This window comes from Allobosea sp. 05T439 (assembly GCF_056396005.1).
Genome location: NZ_JBFTKP010000012.1, coordinates 1 through 13,129, shown reverse-complemented (window position 1 = coordinate 13,129; position 13,129 = coordinate 1). Strand labels below are relative to the sequence as shown.

The window sequence follows — 13,129 nt, the reverse complement described above, 5'->3', positions numbered from 1 at the left end:
ATGAACCACCCGGACCGAACCATCCTGGACCTCGTCGGCAACACCACCCTCCTCGCGCTGCGGCGGATCGCACCGGCAAACGGCGCCCGGATCCTGCTGAAGCTGGAAAGCGAAAACCCGACGGGGAGCATGAAGGACCGCATGGCGCTGGCGATGGTCGAGGCCGCCGAAGCGGACGGCCGCCTGAAGCCGGGAGGTTCCGTCGTCGAATATACCGGCGGAAGCACGGGCGTCTCCCTCTCGCTGGTCTGTGCCGTGAAGGGTTACCCGCTGCATATCGTGACCTCGGACGCGTTCGCGCGAGAGAAGCTCGAGCATATGAAACTGCTGGGCGCCCAGCTTCAGATCATTCCCAGTGAGAGCGGCCGCATGACCGAGAAGCTCACCCGCGACATGATCGAAGCCGCACGGGTCCTTGCCGCCGAGACCGGCAGTTTCTGGACCGACCAGATGAAGAACCGCGACCAGATGGCGGCCTATCACCGGATGGCTGACGAAGTCTGGGCGCAGACGAAGGGCAGGATCGACGGCTTCGTCCAGAGCGTCGGCACCGCCGCCTCGCTCCGCGGAACCGGCGAGGCGCTGCGCCGGCACAATGCCGCGATCGCAATTGCGGCCGTGGAGCCCGCCGAATCCCCGGTGCTGTCGGGCGGCGCGACCGGAGCCCACAAGATCGACGGGATCGGCGCCGGCTATGTCGTGCCGCTCTGGGAGAAGGACATCGCCGACCGGATTGATCTGGTTTCGACCGAGGAGGCTGCCACCATGGCCCGCCGCCTCGCCCGAGAGGAAGGCCTCTTCGCGGGAACGTCGACGGGAGCCAATGTCGTCGCAGCGCTACGCCTCGCCGAGCAGTTCGGCCCCGGCGCGACCATCGTCACCGTGATGTGCGATACCGGTATGAAATATCTCAGCAAGCACTGAGGCGCTGCCGGCCGACGCACGACACTCCGTTCTTGTCCGGTGGGGATGGAATGGGCGGCCGAAAGCGCCTTGAAGTCGTCGCGACGCCCTATGCCCTGCATTTCAGGCCATGAGCCTGGGCAGCGCCGATGCCAGCGCATCGACGGCGAGACGTACCTTGCGCGGCAGGTGAGGCGTCTGCAGCCATAGCGCGTAGTTGTCGAACACATATCCCGGCTCATTCAGCAACAACGGCACAAGCTTGCCTGCCTGAATGCGCTCCTGAATCAGCCAAGATGGCAGCCAGGCAAGGCCCAGGCCGGAAGCTGCGGCATCGGCCACGGCATCAAGGTCGTCGAGCCGCAACCGGCCGACCGGCGCAACCTCCACCGGTGGCTGGCCCTCGCGCGCGAACAGCCACGGGTGAATCCAGCCCGGCCGGCTGTAGATGATGGCGTGATGCCGACCGATCTCCTCGATCTGACCGGGCCGGCCGTGTGTCTCGAGATAGGACGGCGACGCGCAGACGAGCATCCGGTGACGAGCGATGCGTCGCGCGATCACGCCTGTCTTGTTCGCCAGCTCGCCTGTCCGGATGGCGAGATCGTAGTTCCCTTCGGCAAGATCGACGATGCGGTCGCTGAACGACAGATCAAGCTCCAGCGCGGGATGGCGCCGCGCGAGCTCCAGCAGGATGGGCGCAACGCAGCATCGGCCGAGGAGCGCAGGCATGGTGACACGCAGCTTTCCGCGCGGTTCTGAAAGCTGGTCGGCAGCGAGCGCATCTGCAGCCTCGGCTTCGGCCAGAACGACGCGGCAGCGATCGAAATAGGTGCGCCCGAAATCCGTCAGGCTCTGGCGGCGCGTGGTGCGGTTGATGAGGCGCACGCCCAGCCGCTCTTCCAGGAAGCGGACATGCTTGCCGACCATCGGCCCCGACAGATCGAGAGCCTCGGCGGCAGCCGCGAACGAGCCCAAGTCAACGGCTTTGACGAACACGGCCATGCTCGTAAGGCGATCCATCTTTCAGAACCCATAGTTTTGACTGATCTTCCGATTCAGCCATTTATCCGCGGCACGGCCCGAACGCATAGCTTATTCCGTTCAAATAATTTGGAGTTACAGCCAATGGCACGCGTCGTTCGCTTTCATGAGCATGGTGGTCCGGAGGTCTTGCGCATCGAGACCGTGACGGTTCCGGCTCCCGGCCGAGGCGAGGTGCAGATCCGGGTCAAGGCGCTCGGGCTGAACCGCGCCGAGGCGTTGCTGCGCGCCGGCACCTATATCGAGACACCGACTTTGCCGTCCGGTCTCGGCCTTGAGGCAGCAGGCATCATTGAAGCCGTCGGCGACGATGTGGAAGGGTTGGTACTTGGCGACGCCGCCAGCGTGGTGCCACCCGTGTCGATGGTGCGCTGGCCCGCCTATGGCGAGCTTGCCACGTTTCCAGCCGAACTCGTCGTGAAGCATCCGCCATCGCTCAGTTTCGAAGCGGCTGCCGCCTTCTGGATGCAGTACCTCACCGCCTATGGGGCGCTTATCGACATCGCCAAGCTCCGCAGGGAGGACTTTGTCGTCATCACGGCTGCATCAAGCAGCGTTGGACTTGCCGCGCTCCAGATTGCCAAGACGGTGGGCGCGACCACGATCGCGGTCACGCGCACCTCAGGCAAAAAGCAGGCCCTGCTCGCCTTTGGCGCGACCCATGTCGTCGCTTCGGCCGAGGAAGATCTGGAAGCGCGGCTGTCGGACATCGCTGGCCGGAATGGTGTACGCGTCGTGCTCGATCCGATCGGCGGCCCGATATTCGGCCCGCTGACGGCCGCGATGTCGCGGGGTGGCATTCTCATCGAATATGGCGGTTTGAGCCCTGAACCGCCCCCCTTCCCGCTCTTCGCCGTCCTCAGCAAGACGCTGACGCTCCGCGGCTACCTCGTACACGAGATCCTCAGTGATCCCGCGCGGCTCGAGGCGGCCAAGGCGTTCATCCTCGACGGGCTGGCGTCCGGATCGCTTCAGCCGACCATCGCCAGGATCTTTCCGTTCGACCAGATCGTCGAGGCGCACCGGTTCCTGGAGTCGAACGAACAATTCGGCAAGATCGTCGTGACGATCTGATCGCTCGTGCGTTCTCCCGCCGGAGGCGCGGCGCCTCCAAGGACCGGACTTCACCGCGAAGTCTATCCGCATTGGGCGATCGAATGAATTTCAGGCTATATTTATCCGCTGTGAGGCACAGTATCGAAATGTAATATCATACGAACGACTTCACCCTTTTCCATCAGAGTAATTCTTCATAGAATTTCATACCACTGGCCCAGGCGGCCAATTTACCCTAGCGGATGCCACCCGGCATGCTCGTTTGAAATTTTTTGCCTGGATGTCGAAATCCGGGATTGGGCAGCGTTCTTGGGGCATCGAAACCAAGCTGAATGGCCCAACCTGATGATTTTTCCGATTACCTCGCTCTATGCGATCCCCCTGGCCGTGATCTTTCTGGCCCTGTGGATCGGCGTCACCAAAACCCGCTCGGCATTGAGCGTCTCCATCGGAGATGCAGGCAATGCCAATCTGCACGAACGCATCCGCCGGCATGGCAATTTCGTCGAATGGGTGCCGATGATCCTCATCCTGATGGTGCTGGCCGAGGGCCAGGGCGCCGGCCCGCTCTGGCTCCATGCCGCCGGGCTGCTGGTCGTCATCGGGCGGATTTTGCACCCCATCGGACTGCGCGCCAATGCCCCCACCCATCCCCTGCGGATCGCGGGTAACTCCGCCTGCATCCTTGCGACACTGACGCTGACCGCGGCCCTCGCCCTCGCGGCGCTTGGCTCTCGCCCCTGACACCTCCCCGAACCTGCCCAACACCGGAGACCTGACATGCAGTACATGGCGCTGATCTATAGTGACCCGTCCCTCGAGCCAGCCTATGGCACGCCTGAATTCGAGGTGATGATGAAGGGGTATTTCGACTTCAACGAAACCCTGAAGGCGGCGGGCGCTTATGTGGCGGGCGAAGGCCTGAAGGATGTCGAGACCGCCACGAGTCTGAGGATTCGCGGAGGCAAGGTGGAGACGATGGATGGCCCCTTTGCCGAGACCAAGGAACGCCTCGGCGGGTACTATATTTTCGAGGTTCCCGACCTGGATGCCGCCCTGCACTTCGCAGCGATGATCCCGTCGGCGGCCTATGGGACGATCGAAGTGCGGCCCGTGATGGACTACGACGCCTGATGTCGGAGGCCGCCCCCGATCCCCGATCGGTTTCCTGCGCCATCGAGAATATGGTGCGGATGGATCGGGGGCGGCTTCTGTCTGCGCTGATTGTTCAGCTGAAGAATTTTCAGCTTGCCGAGGACGCGCTGCAAGACGCCCTGGCCTCGGCGGTGGTGCATTGGGGAAGGACGGGGCTGCCTGCCTCGCCTCAGGGCTGGCTCTTGAAGGTCGCGCTGCGCAAGGCGATCGATCGCTTGCGCAAGTCGGCCCGTGAGGACCGCAAGGCTGGCGAGATCGCCCGGCTTTCCCTAGCCGAAGCAGCCGAGACGACGACCGAGGATATTGCCGACGAACGCCTGCGGCTGATCTTCACCTGCTGCCATCCGGCGCTGGAGCCCACGACCCGGGTCGCACTGACGCTTCGCACCCTGGGCGGATTGAGCACGGCCGACGTTGCCGCTGCTTTCCTCGACAACGAAACCACCATGGGCCAGCGCCTCTCGCGGGCACGGGCAAAGATACTCGCCGCCGGCATTCCCTATGCCGTACCCGGACCGGAAGCCTGGGCAGAGCGGCTGCAATCCGTCCTGACCGTCGTCTATCTCATTTTCAACCAGGCCTATTCGGGCACGGACGAATCTCACGCCAGTCCTTTGGGTGAAGAGGCCATCTATCTTGCGCGCATGTTGAATGGCCTGCGTCCGGACCAGGCCGAAATCGAGGGACTGCTGGCGCTGATGCTGATCACCGAAGCCCGCCGCGCGGCACGGCTCGATGCCGGCGGAACCAGCGTCCCACTTGCAGTGCAGGACCGTAGGCTTTGGGATGGCGCCCGGATTGCCGAAGGGCTGGCCTTGCTCGATCGTGCAGTGGCGCGACGCGCGCCGGGGGCCTTTCAGATCAAGGCGGCGATTGCCGCCTTGCATGTCCAGGCGGAGCCGCCCGACTGGCCGCAGTTCGTCCTGCTCTATGATAGCCTGTTGCGGATCGAACCGACGCCGGTCGTCCGGTTGAACCGCGCCGTGGCATTGGCGGAAGCTGGCGCACTCCAAGCAGGCTTGCACGCTCTTGAGTTGCTTGCCTCAGCGCTCTCGGCCTATCAGCCGTTTCATGCGGCACGTGCCGAATTGCTGTCCCGCTCGGGCCCGACCGACGCCGCGCTTGCGGCCTTTGATCGCGCCATCGGCCTTGCGTCCAGTCCATCGGACGCGGTCTTTCTCAGGTGCCGCCGGGATMAGGTCGCCCGGCACGCGGCAGAGACATCTTAGGGACCGCACTGGCGGTCAATCTGATCCCAAATCCGGCGGTGAAGGAGCCCCTCAGGAGTTGGTCAAAGCCATGGCCTCGACAATCTGAGGAGCGCTATCGGCGATCAAAGGTCGTTGTCGCATGCACATACTCGCATACCCGCGAGCGGTGGGTGCTGGCCTGCTGCCGCCGCTCGCCCTCACTCCACTCGATTGTTTGAACAACGAATAACCAATGGACATTTCTCGCAAATCTAATCTGTAACCGCAAAAACTCCGACATCAGGACTGTCAAAAAGTTGGGGTCCTGATTTCAAAGGCAAGATCACCGGACCGTTGCCGAACCCGTCTCAGTATTCTTGAGAAGCCTGCCGGCGTCTGACTGCAGCCTCAACCATCAAGCAACGCTCCCCCTTTCCTTCGGGCCAGCCTGGGGAGCCGCTTGCAACAGGATGATCAGAAGCGGGACAATGACGACCATTCCGGCGGCCAGCATCACTCCGGATACGCCGGATACAGTCAATATCCGGGCGCCGAGGATGGCTCCGAAGCCGATGGCCGAATTGATGACCGCCGAGTGTATCGCGGCAGCGGACATGACTGTCGAACCGGCCGCGCGCAGGATCCAGGTCTGCAGGCCCGCGAACAGCGCCGCGATGGCGGCGCCCCAGATGACGAGCAAGACGAAGACCCAACCTGTTCCCAGCTGAGGACCGAACCATCCAAGGCCAACAAGCGCCAGGCACAAGGCAAACAGCCCTGCAGTGATGATGGACTTCATGAAGCGGTCGATGAGAAAGCCGGTCAGGATGTTCCCAAGGAATCCTGCTGCCCCAAAGCCGAACAGCAACACACCGATCATGACCTGGGGAAGATCCGGAATTTCTCCGAGGAATGGTTCGATAAAAGTGTACGCTGCGAAATTCGCCGCCGCCATGAATGCCGTTACAGCATAGATCCCCAGCAGGTCATGTCTGCGGAACACCGATCCAAGCTCTCTCCATCCTGCCGGCGATCCGGGCTGCATTTTGGGAAGAACTGCGATCATCAGGACCGAGGTAAGCAGCCCGACTGCGCCAATTGAGCCAAACGCTGCACGCCATCCACTCGCCTGACCGACGAGGTCCGCGAGCGGCACGCCGACAACGGTCGCCATCGAGATCCCGCCGAATATGATTGCGGTTGCAACACCCATACGGTGGGACGGTGCAATCTGTGACGCGACCGCAGCAGCCATGGCCCAGAAGAAACCGTGAACGACAGCGCCCACCGCGCGTGCCAGCAACAACCCGTCGAAGCTGTGGGAAATCATCGCCGCAAGATTGGTCGCGGAAAGAATGAGCATCAAGACGATGAGCAATGGCTTGCGAGGAAACTTCTGGAGCAGAACGACCGACAACAGGCCGCTCGCGGCGCCGATCCAGGCATAGAGCGTCACCGTGAGCCCGACCGAGGCCTGATCTCGCCCCAGATCCAGGGCGATCTGGGACAGCAGCCCGATCGGCGCGAACTCGGTCGTGACCATTGTGAACGAGGCGATGCCGAGCACGATTACCGCAAGCCAGATGCGGAGCGGAGAATCTGTATTTTCAGGTCTCATTGTAGGAGACCGCTGCAAGACCCAGTGGACTCCTGCCMTTGATGACCTTCCGGTTCGTTTTACGCCTGTCCTCATCGACGAACGCGGCCCTGAGGCCGTTGTCTGCCAGGGTCAATTGCTCCTCTGCGGTCCGGCCCAATCCCTCGGCCGAGGGGATGAGATTTTCGCTTACGTGACCTCTAAAATACGTTGGATCACCGGAGTTGACCGGAACGCAGATGCCGGCATGGAAGAGCCGGCGCAGATTGTGATGTTCGAGGCCGGGAAAGACCCTCAGCGCGACATTCGAGCGGGTCTGAATCACTCCCACTCGATCGTACCGGGCGGCTTCGACGTCACGTCGTAGACGACCCGGTTGATGCCCTTGACCTCGTTGATGATACGAGTCGCGGTGCGGCCGAGGAAGGCCATGTCGTAGGGATAGAAATCGGCCGTCATGCCGTCCACCGAGGTGACGGCACGCAACGCGCAGACATGGTCGTAGGTTCGGTGGTCACCCATCACGCCGACGGTGCGCACCGGCAGCAGCACGGCAAAAGCCTGCCAGATCACGTCGTAGAGACCGGCCTTGCGGATCTCCTCGAGGTAGATCGCGTCGGCCTTGCGCAGGATGTCGAGCTTTTCCTTGGTGATCTCGCCGGGGCAGCGAATGGCGAGGCCCGGCCCCGGGAAGGGATGGCGGCCGACGAAGGCCTCGGGCAGGCCAAGCTCCCGGCCCAGCACGCGGACCTCGTCCTTGAACAGCTCGCGCAGCGGCTCGACGAGCTTCATCTTCATGCGCTCGGGCAATCCGCCGACATTGTGGTGCGACTTGATCGTCACCGAGGGCCCGCCGGAGAAGGAGACGCTCTCGATCACGTCGGGATAGAGCGTGCCCTGCGCCAGGAAATCGGCACCGCCGAGCTTGCGCGCTTCCTCGTCGAAGACCTCGATGAAGAGGCGGCCGATGGTCTTGCGCTTGGCCTCCGGATCGGAGCCGCATTTGGCGAGCTCGGCGAGGAAGAGTTCCTCAGCCTCCACATGCACGAGCGGGATATTGTAGCTGTCGCGGAACAGGCGCACGACCTCTTCCGCCTCGTTCATCCGCATCAGGCCGTGATCGACGAAGACGCAGGTGAGCTGGTCACCGATGGCCTCGTGGATCAGCACGGCGGCAACGGCGGAATCGACGCCGCCGGAAAGCCCGCAGATCACCCTGCCCTTGCCGACCTGCGCACGGATCTTGGCGATGGTCTCGGAGCGATAGGCGGACATGCTCCAATCCGGGACGCAGCCGCAGATATCGACGACGAAGTTGCGCAGCAGCTTGGCGCCGTCCGGCGTATGCACCACCTCCGGATGGAACATGGTCGAATAGAAACGCCGCTCCTCGTCGCTCGCCACCGCAAAGGGCGCGTTCTCCGAGGTCGCCTTGACCGAAAAACCAGCCGGCAACTGCGTGACGCGGTCGCCATGGCTCATCCACACCGGAAAGCGGCCGCCCTGGTTCCAGACCTCMCTGAACAGTGCCGAGGGCGCGACGATCTCGACATCGGCGCGGCCGAACTCGGCCGCATGCCCGCCCTCGACCTTGCCGCCGAGCTGATGCGCCATGGTCTGCTGACCATAGCAGATGCCGAGAAGCGGCAGGCCCGCCGAGAAGACTTCCTGGGGCGCACGCGGCGAATTTTCATCCGGCACCGAGGCCGGCCCGCCGGAAAAGATGACACCCTTCGGCTTCATCCGCTGAAAGGCCTCGGAGGCCGACTGGAACGGCGCGATCTCGCAATAGACGCCGATCTCGCGTACGCGACGCGCGATCAGCTGCGTGACCTGGCTACCGAAATCGATGATGAGGATGGAGTCGTGGGGCTTGCTCGTCATCGCGCCCGGTTACGCCATCACGCGCGCAGGCGCAACGGCGCAAGCGCGCCTCAGGCCTCGCGCCTGACGCAAGCCAGATAGAATCCGTCCGTCCCGGTGCGCTGCGGCGACAATTGCAGGCCAAGCGCGGTCGAGAACCGCGCGAGCAAAGCAAAGTCGCCTTCCCTCGACGACAGGATCTCCTGGCTCGGCACGAGGGTGAAGCCGGGGTGGCGCTGCAGGAACCCTGAAACGGCCCCGTCATTCTCATCCGGAAGCACCGAGCAGGTGACATAGGCAATACGACCGCCGGGTTTCACCAGGCGGGCTGCGCGCGCCAGCACCTCGGCCTGGTCCTTGATCCGCTCGGCGAGCGCGCCCGGTCTGACGCGCCATTTTGCGTCGGGATTACGCCGCCAGGTGCCGGAACCGGTGCAGGGCGCATCGACCAGGACGAGATCGGCCTCGCCAATGACTTCGCTGAGGGATTCATGGCCGCGGCTGCGCGGGACGCGGATCTGGACGATACTGGCGCCCGAGCGCGCCAGACGCTCATGCAGTGGCGCCAGACGACGGCTATCGAGATCGGTCGCGAACAGGCGACCCTGATTCTGCATCTGGGCAGCGAGAGCCAACGTCTTGCCTCCGGCGCCGGCGCAGAGGTCGACCACGGTCTCGCCGTGCTTGGCGCCGGCCAGTAGCGAGACGAGCTGCGAGCCCTCGTCCTGGATCTCGAAGGCGCCCTCGAAGAAGCTCGGCTCGCTCTGCAGCGAAGGGCCGCGCCCATCCGCCCCCGGCAGGAAGCGGATCGCATCAGGGGACCATGCCCCCGCCTCCGCTCCAAGATGAGCGAGTTCCGCCAACACTTTGGCCTGATTCGACTTAAGGCGATTGACGCGGATATCGATCGGCGCACGATCGGCCAGTGCGGCGCCTTCCGACACGGCCTGCTCGCCAAAGCTCGCTGAGAAAGCAGGCCAAAGCCACTCAGGCACATCGGCGCGGACCCAGCCCGGTGCGTCGTCGAGATCGAAGGTGATCAGCCGGGTCGCCTCCTCGCGCGTCAGCGGCGCGGGCGCGTGGTTCTCGCCCGAGCACAGTTCGGCGATCTCTTCCATCCGGAGTTCGCGCAGGCCGGCGAGCATGCCGAGAACCATCGCGCGCGAGGTCTCCTCGCCCATGGCGAAGGCCGAGGAGGAGCGGCGGCGGAGCGCGTCATAGACCAGGGTCGCAATTGCGGCACGATCCTTCGACCCGGCAAAGCGCCGCGACAGACCCCAATCCTTCAGGGCGTCGGATGCCGGCCGGCGACGCTGTATGATATCGTCCAGCACCTCGATGGCGGCGCTGATGCGGGCGGCAGGGGTCATTGCGTCGTTCCGTCTGGTGCCGGCGTGTGCGGCATAATCTCGGCGCTGTGGTGTCATATAGACGAGGCAGGGGCAACAACGTCTCGACCGGATACTTGAGGCGAAGGCATGTCCCGGACATTCCGTCCCGGTTGAGCAGACGTTCTGCTCCGCCGCTCACGGGCGCTCATGACCGGGCCACCACTCCGGCCGATCTTGCGGCACTCTCCCCGAATGCCGCAATCCGCATGGCGAGCCGGGCTTCCCGGGCTTACGGTCCTCATCGCAGGATGATCCGGCAACCGAGGCTGGTTGCGCTTGCTGCGTCCAGCTTGAAAATCGACGTATTACCATGTGAAGCCGTCTGCTTGACGAAGCGTCGTCGTCAGCGGCACACCGGGGGCGATCGCTCCGATCAAGTGGAAACCACGCCATGCAGCGCTTTTGCCGAATCACGCTTGCCGGTCTTCTTGCCCTGGCCCTCACGGCCTGCGCCACAACAGCGCCGCCAGACCTGACGCCGCCCCCGCAGAAGCGCCTCGACGCCAAGACGACGCTCGAAAACAAGCGCTGAGCCCGCAGCCGATCACAAGCGTCGCTCTGGCTTGGCCGGGCGACGCTTCTGCCGGGCCTCTCGATCGTCGTCCGTCAGGACGCGCCACGATACAGACCGGACGGGCAGCGCCCCCGCGCCTCGCCACAAAGTTGTCCTTGCGGCACAAGACCACTTCACGGAGCTGTCATATCGTCTGATCATGGTCGCGCGCTCTTGCCGCGATCAGGGAACAGATCCGATGAAACAGACGCTACTTTCGGCCACGTTGCTGGCCGCCCTTGCCTGCGGCGGCGTTGCTGCCACATCGCCCGCCTTCGCCCACCCCGTGCCGACCCTCGATGGGAAGAAGCCCCTCATCGTCGGTCACCGCGGCGCCAGCGGCCACAGGCCCGAGCACACGCTCGAATCCTACAAGCTGGCGATCGAACAGGGCGCCGATTTCATCGAGCCGGATCTTGTCGCGACCAAGGACGGCGTACTCGTCGCACGGCACGAGCCGATGCTGAGCGGCACCACGGACGTTTCGGAGCGACCGGAATTCGCTGCTCGCAAGACTGTCAGGAAGGTCGACGGTGTCGACACCAATGACTGGTTCGCCGGGGATTTCACCCTCGCGGAGATCAAGACGCTGCGCGCCAAGCAGGCGATGCCCGATCGCGACCAGTCGCATAATGGCAAGTTCCCGATCCCGACGCTGCAGGAGATCATCGATCTCGCCAAGGCCGAAAGCACCCGGACCGGCCGCACCATCGGCATCTATCCCGAGACCAAGCACCCGATCTTTCATGCCGCGATCGGGCTGCCGCTCGAGGACCGCCTGCTCGATCAGTTGAAGGCGGCCGGCTGGACCGAAAAGTCCTCGCCCGTGATCATCCAGAGCTTCGAGACGGCCAATCTCAAATATCTGCGCGGCAAGACGCAACTGCGCCTCGTCCAGCTCGTCGATGCCGATGACGTCGACAAGGATGGCGGCATCGTGCTGGCCGCGCCCTTCGACAAGCCCTACGATTTCGTCGTCACCGGCGACAAGCGCACCTTCAAGGACCTGGTCACGGCCGACGGGCTGAAGGAGATCAAGACCTATGCCGACGGCGTCGGACCGTGGAAGCCCTATATCCTCGCCGGCAAGCAGACGATCGGCGAGGACGGCAAGCCGAAGGATCTGAACGGCGACGGCAAGATCGACGAGCAGGATCGGGTGCTGATCGCGCCGACCAATGTCGTCAAGGACGCGCATGCGGCCGGACTCTTCGTCCATACCTGGACGTTCCGCAGCGAGCCGAAGCGGCTAACCTCGAATTTCAAGAGCGATCCCGCTGCCGAGTACAAGGCCTTCTTCGATCTCGGCATCGACGGGCTGTTCTCGGACTTCCCCGATGCCGCCGTGAAGGCCCGCGACGCCAAATAAGCCAGCCCCAACGATCAGCAGCCCGCCCCGGATCACCAGGGCGGGCTTTCTCTTGCACATTTCAGCGGGAGATCAATCGCAGACCCGCGTCGTCCGCCTGATCTCGCCACGCGGCGTTTCCTCGATGGTCCTCACGGTGCGGCAATCGCCGCGCCAGCTGCTGCGCTCCCAGCGGGCGCGATCGCGCATGCGCTCTTCGCGGCGGATTTCGCGGTCGATGGCGCGCTCGCGCGGCGAGCGTGGATCGACCGAGACGCCGCCCGGTCCAATGTTGATCGACTGGGCATAGGCGCCGCTCGTCGCAAGCAGGACAGCAGTCATCGTCGGAATGATGAATCTMATGATGCGTTCCTCCATTCTGCAGGCAAGAACGGGGTACATCCCGAATTGTTCCGGAATTTGATCGCGCCGATAGTGGAGAGATACGGGGGGCTATCTCTATCTATGCCTGTTGGATCAATCGCCATGGCAGCGTCCACTATGGCAGACGACGCTCGGTCCTCGCTCTAACCTTGACGCAGTTGCGGCGCGCCGAGGGTTCGGCGCGCCGCATGGTTCAAGTCTTGCCCGGCCTCAGTGCAGGATCTGGCTGAGGAAGAGCTTGGTGCGTTCGTGCTGCGGGTTCTTGAAGAACTCGTTGGGCTCGTTCATCTCAACGACCTGGCCGGCATCCATGAAGATGACGCGGTCGGCGACCTGGCGCGCAAAGCCCATCTCATGGGTGACGCAGAGCATGGTCATGCCCTCCTCGGCCAGGCTCACCATGGTGTCGAGCACCTCCTTGACCATCTCGGGGTCGAGCGCCGAGGTCGGCTCGTCGAACAGCATGATCTTCGGGCTCATGCAGAGCGAGCGCGCGATCGCGACGCGCTGCTGCTGGCCGCCMGAGAGCTGGCCCGGATATTTCAGCGCCTGCTCCGGGATCTTCACGCGCTTGAGATAGTGCATGCCGATCTCCTMGGCATCCTTCTTCGGCATCTTGCGCACCCAGATCGGGGCGAGGGGCGA

The 13,129-nt window shown here is 63.7% G+C and carries 14 protein-coding genes; 7 read left to right on the top strand and 7 right to left on the bottom strand.

The genetic code is table 11. The features are described 5' to 3' along the window. Entirely contained in the window at positions 1-924 is a 924-nt protein-coding gene (locus AC1DIO_RS15610; protein WP_476775424.1) for a PLP-dependent cysteine synthase family protein, read from the top strand. Between the two features lie 102 nt (positions 925-1,026). Here the strand turns inward: AC1DIO_RS15610 and AC1DIO_RS15605 are convergent, their stop codons facing one another. Then, positions 1,027-1,926: a LysR family transcriptional regulator gene (locus AC1DIO_RS15605; protein WP_441491902.1), complete on the bottom strand. Its 900-nt coding sequence runs from the start codon at positions 1,924-1,926 to the stop codon at positions 1,027-1,029. A 105-nt stretch (positions 1,927-2,031) separates the two neighbouring features. Here AC1DIO_RS15605 and AC1DIO_RS15600 point away from each other — a divergent pair, with 105 nt between their 5' ends. The 4 genes from AC1DIO_RS15600 to AC1DIO_RS15585 all read left to right on the top strand — a co-directional run bounded on the left by AC1DIO_RS15600 (position 2,032) and on the right by AC1DIO_RS15585 (position 5,387). Beyond that, entirely contained in the window at positions 2,032-3,021 is a 990-nt protein-coding gene (locus AC1DIO_RS15600) for a zinc-dependent alcohol dehydrogenase family protein (RefSeq protein ID WP_476775425.1), read from the top strand. 327 nt (positions 3,022-3,348) lie between these two features. Next, on the top strand, positions 3,349-3,747 hold the full coding sequence (locus AC1DIO_RS15595) for an MAPEG family protein (RefSeq protein ID WP_441491904.1): 399 nt from the start codon (positions 3,349-3,351) through the stop codon (positions 3,745-3,747). Between the two features lie 36 nt (positions 3,748-3,783). Further along, on the top strand, positions 3,784-4,137 hold the full coding sequence (locus tag AC1DIO_RS15590; protein WP_476769066.1) for a YciI family protein: 354 nt from the start codon (positions 3,784-3,786) through the stop codon (positions 4,135-4,137). Further along, positions 4,137-5,387 (top strand): RNA polymerase sigma factor, encoded by a 1,251-nt coding sequence (locus AC1DIO_RS15585; protein ID WP_476853661.1) that lies wholly within the window; start codon positions 4,137-4,139, stop codon positions 5,385-5,387. The genes AC1DIO_RS15590 and AC1DIO_RS15585 overlap by 1 nt, the downstream gene beginning before the upstream one ends. A gap of 376 nt (positions 5,388-5,763) precedes the next feature. Here AC1DIO_RS15585 and AC1DIO_RS15580 read toward each other — a convergent pair whose 3' ends face one another. From AC1DIO_RS15580 to AC1DIO_RS15565, 4 genes are read right to left on the bottom strand one after another with little or no spacing between them, the layout of a single operon-like run. Further along, positions 5,764-6,915, bottom strand: coding sequence for an MFS transporter (locus AC1DIO_RS15580; protein ID WP_476853660.1), 1,152 nt, complete (start codon positions 6,913-6,915; stop codon positions 5,764-5,766). Between the two features lie 40 nt (positions 6,916-6,955). Further along, positions 6,956-7,270 (bottom strand): hypothetical protein, encoded by a 315-nt coding sequence (locus tag AC1DIO_RS15575; RefSeq protein ID WP_476853659.1) that lies wholly within the window; start codon positions 7,268-7,270, stop codon positions 6,956-6,958. Continuing rightward, complete coding sequence (gene guaA / locus AC1DIO_RS15570) at positions 7,267-8,829, bottom strand: glutamine-hydrolyzing GMP synthase (protein ID WP_476853658.1); 1,563 nt, start codon at positions 8,827-8,829, stop codon at positions 7,267-7,269. Before guaA ends, AC1DIO_RS15575 begins: the two co-directional genes overlap by 4 nt. Positions 8,830-8,879: 50 nt before the next feature. Next, the gene (locus AC1DIO_RS15565; RefSeq protein ID WP_441505484.1) at positions 8,880-10,178 is read right to left on the bottom strand and encodes an RsmB/NOP family class I SAM-dependent RNA methyltransferase; all 1,299 of its coding nucleotides are present in this window, start codon (positions 10,176-10,178) and stop codon (positions 8,880-8,882) included. 412 nt (positions 10,179-10,590) lie between these two features. Here AC1DIO_RS15565 and AC1DIO_RS15560 point away from each other — a divergent pair, with 412 nt between their 5' ends. Further along, positions 10,591-10,731 (top strand): hypothetical protein, encoded by a 141-nt coding sequence (locus AC1DIO_RS15560; protein WP_441505483.1) that lies wholly within the window; start codon positions 10,591-10,593, stop codon positions 10,729-10,731. A 220-nt stretch (positions 10,732-10,951) separates the two neighbouring features. Then, complete coding sequence (locus AC1DIO_RS15555; protein WP_476853657.1) at positions 10,952-12,121, top strand: glycerophosphodiester phosphodiesterase; 1,170 nt, start codon at positions 10,952-10,954, stop codon at positions 12,119-12,121. 72 nt (positions 12,122-12,193) lie between these two features. Here AC1DIO_RS15555 and AC1DIO_RS15550 read toward each other — a convergent pair whose 3' ends face one another. Both AC1DIO_RS15550 and AC1DIO_RS15545 read right to left on the bottom strand, forming a co-directional pair. Then, positions 12,194-12,502 carry a hypothetical protein gene (locus AC1DIO_RS15550; RefSeq protein ID WP_476853656.1) on the bottom strand — a complete coding sequence of 103 codons (309 nt, stop codon included), beginning with the start codon at positions 12,500-12,502 and terminating at the stop codon, positions 12,194-12,196. Positions 12,503-12,694: 192 nt separating this feature from the next. After that, positions 12,695-13,129: amino acid ABC transporter ATP-binding protein (locus AC1DIO_RS15545; RefSeq protein ID WP_476853655.1), on the bottom strand; the 435-nt coding region annotated here is incomplete at its 5' end.

Bases quoted from the DNA above. Each gene is read 5' to 3' on its own strand.
- AC1DIO_RS15610 (WP_476775424.1), top strand. From the start codon at position 1: ATGAACCACCCGGACCGAACCATCCTGGACCTCGTCGGCAACACCACC.
- AC1DIO_RS15605 (WP_441491902.1), bottom strand. From the start codon at position 1,926: ATGGATCGCCTTACGAGCATGGCCGTGTTCGTCAAAGCCGTTGACTTG.
- AC1DIO_RS15600 (WP_476775425.1), top strand. From the start codon at position 2,032: ATGGCACGCGTCGTTCGCTTTCATGAGCATGGTGGTCCGGAGGTCTTG.
- AC1DIO_RS15595 (WP_441491904.1), top strand. From the start codon at position 3,349: ATGATTTTTCCGATTACCTCGCTCTATGCGATCCCCCTGGCCGTGATC.
- AC1DIO_RS15590 (WP_476769066.1), top strand. From the start codon at position 3,784: ATGCAGTACATGGCGCTGATCTATAGTGACCCGTCCCTCGAGCCAGCC.
- AC1DIO_RS15565 (WP_441505484.1), bottom strand. From the start codon at position 10,178: ATGACCCCTGCCGCCCGCATCAGCGCCGCCATCGAGGTGCTGGACGAT.
- AC1DIO_RS15560 (WP_441505483.1), top strand. From the start codon at position 10,591: ATGCAGCGCTTTTGCCGAATCACGCTTGCCGGTCTTCTTGCCCTGGCC.
- AC1DIO_RS15555 (WP_476853657.1), top strand. From the start codon at position 10,952: ATGAAACAGACGCTACTTTCGGCCACGTTGCTGGCCGCCCTTGCCTGC.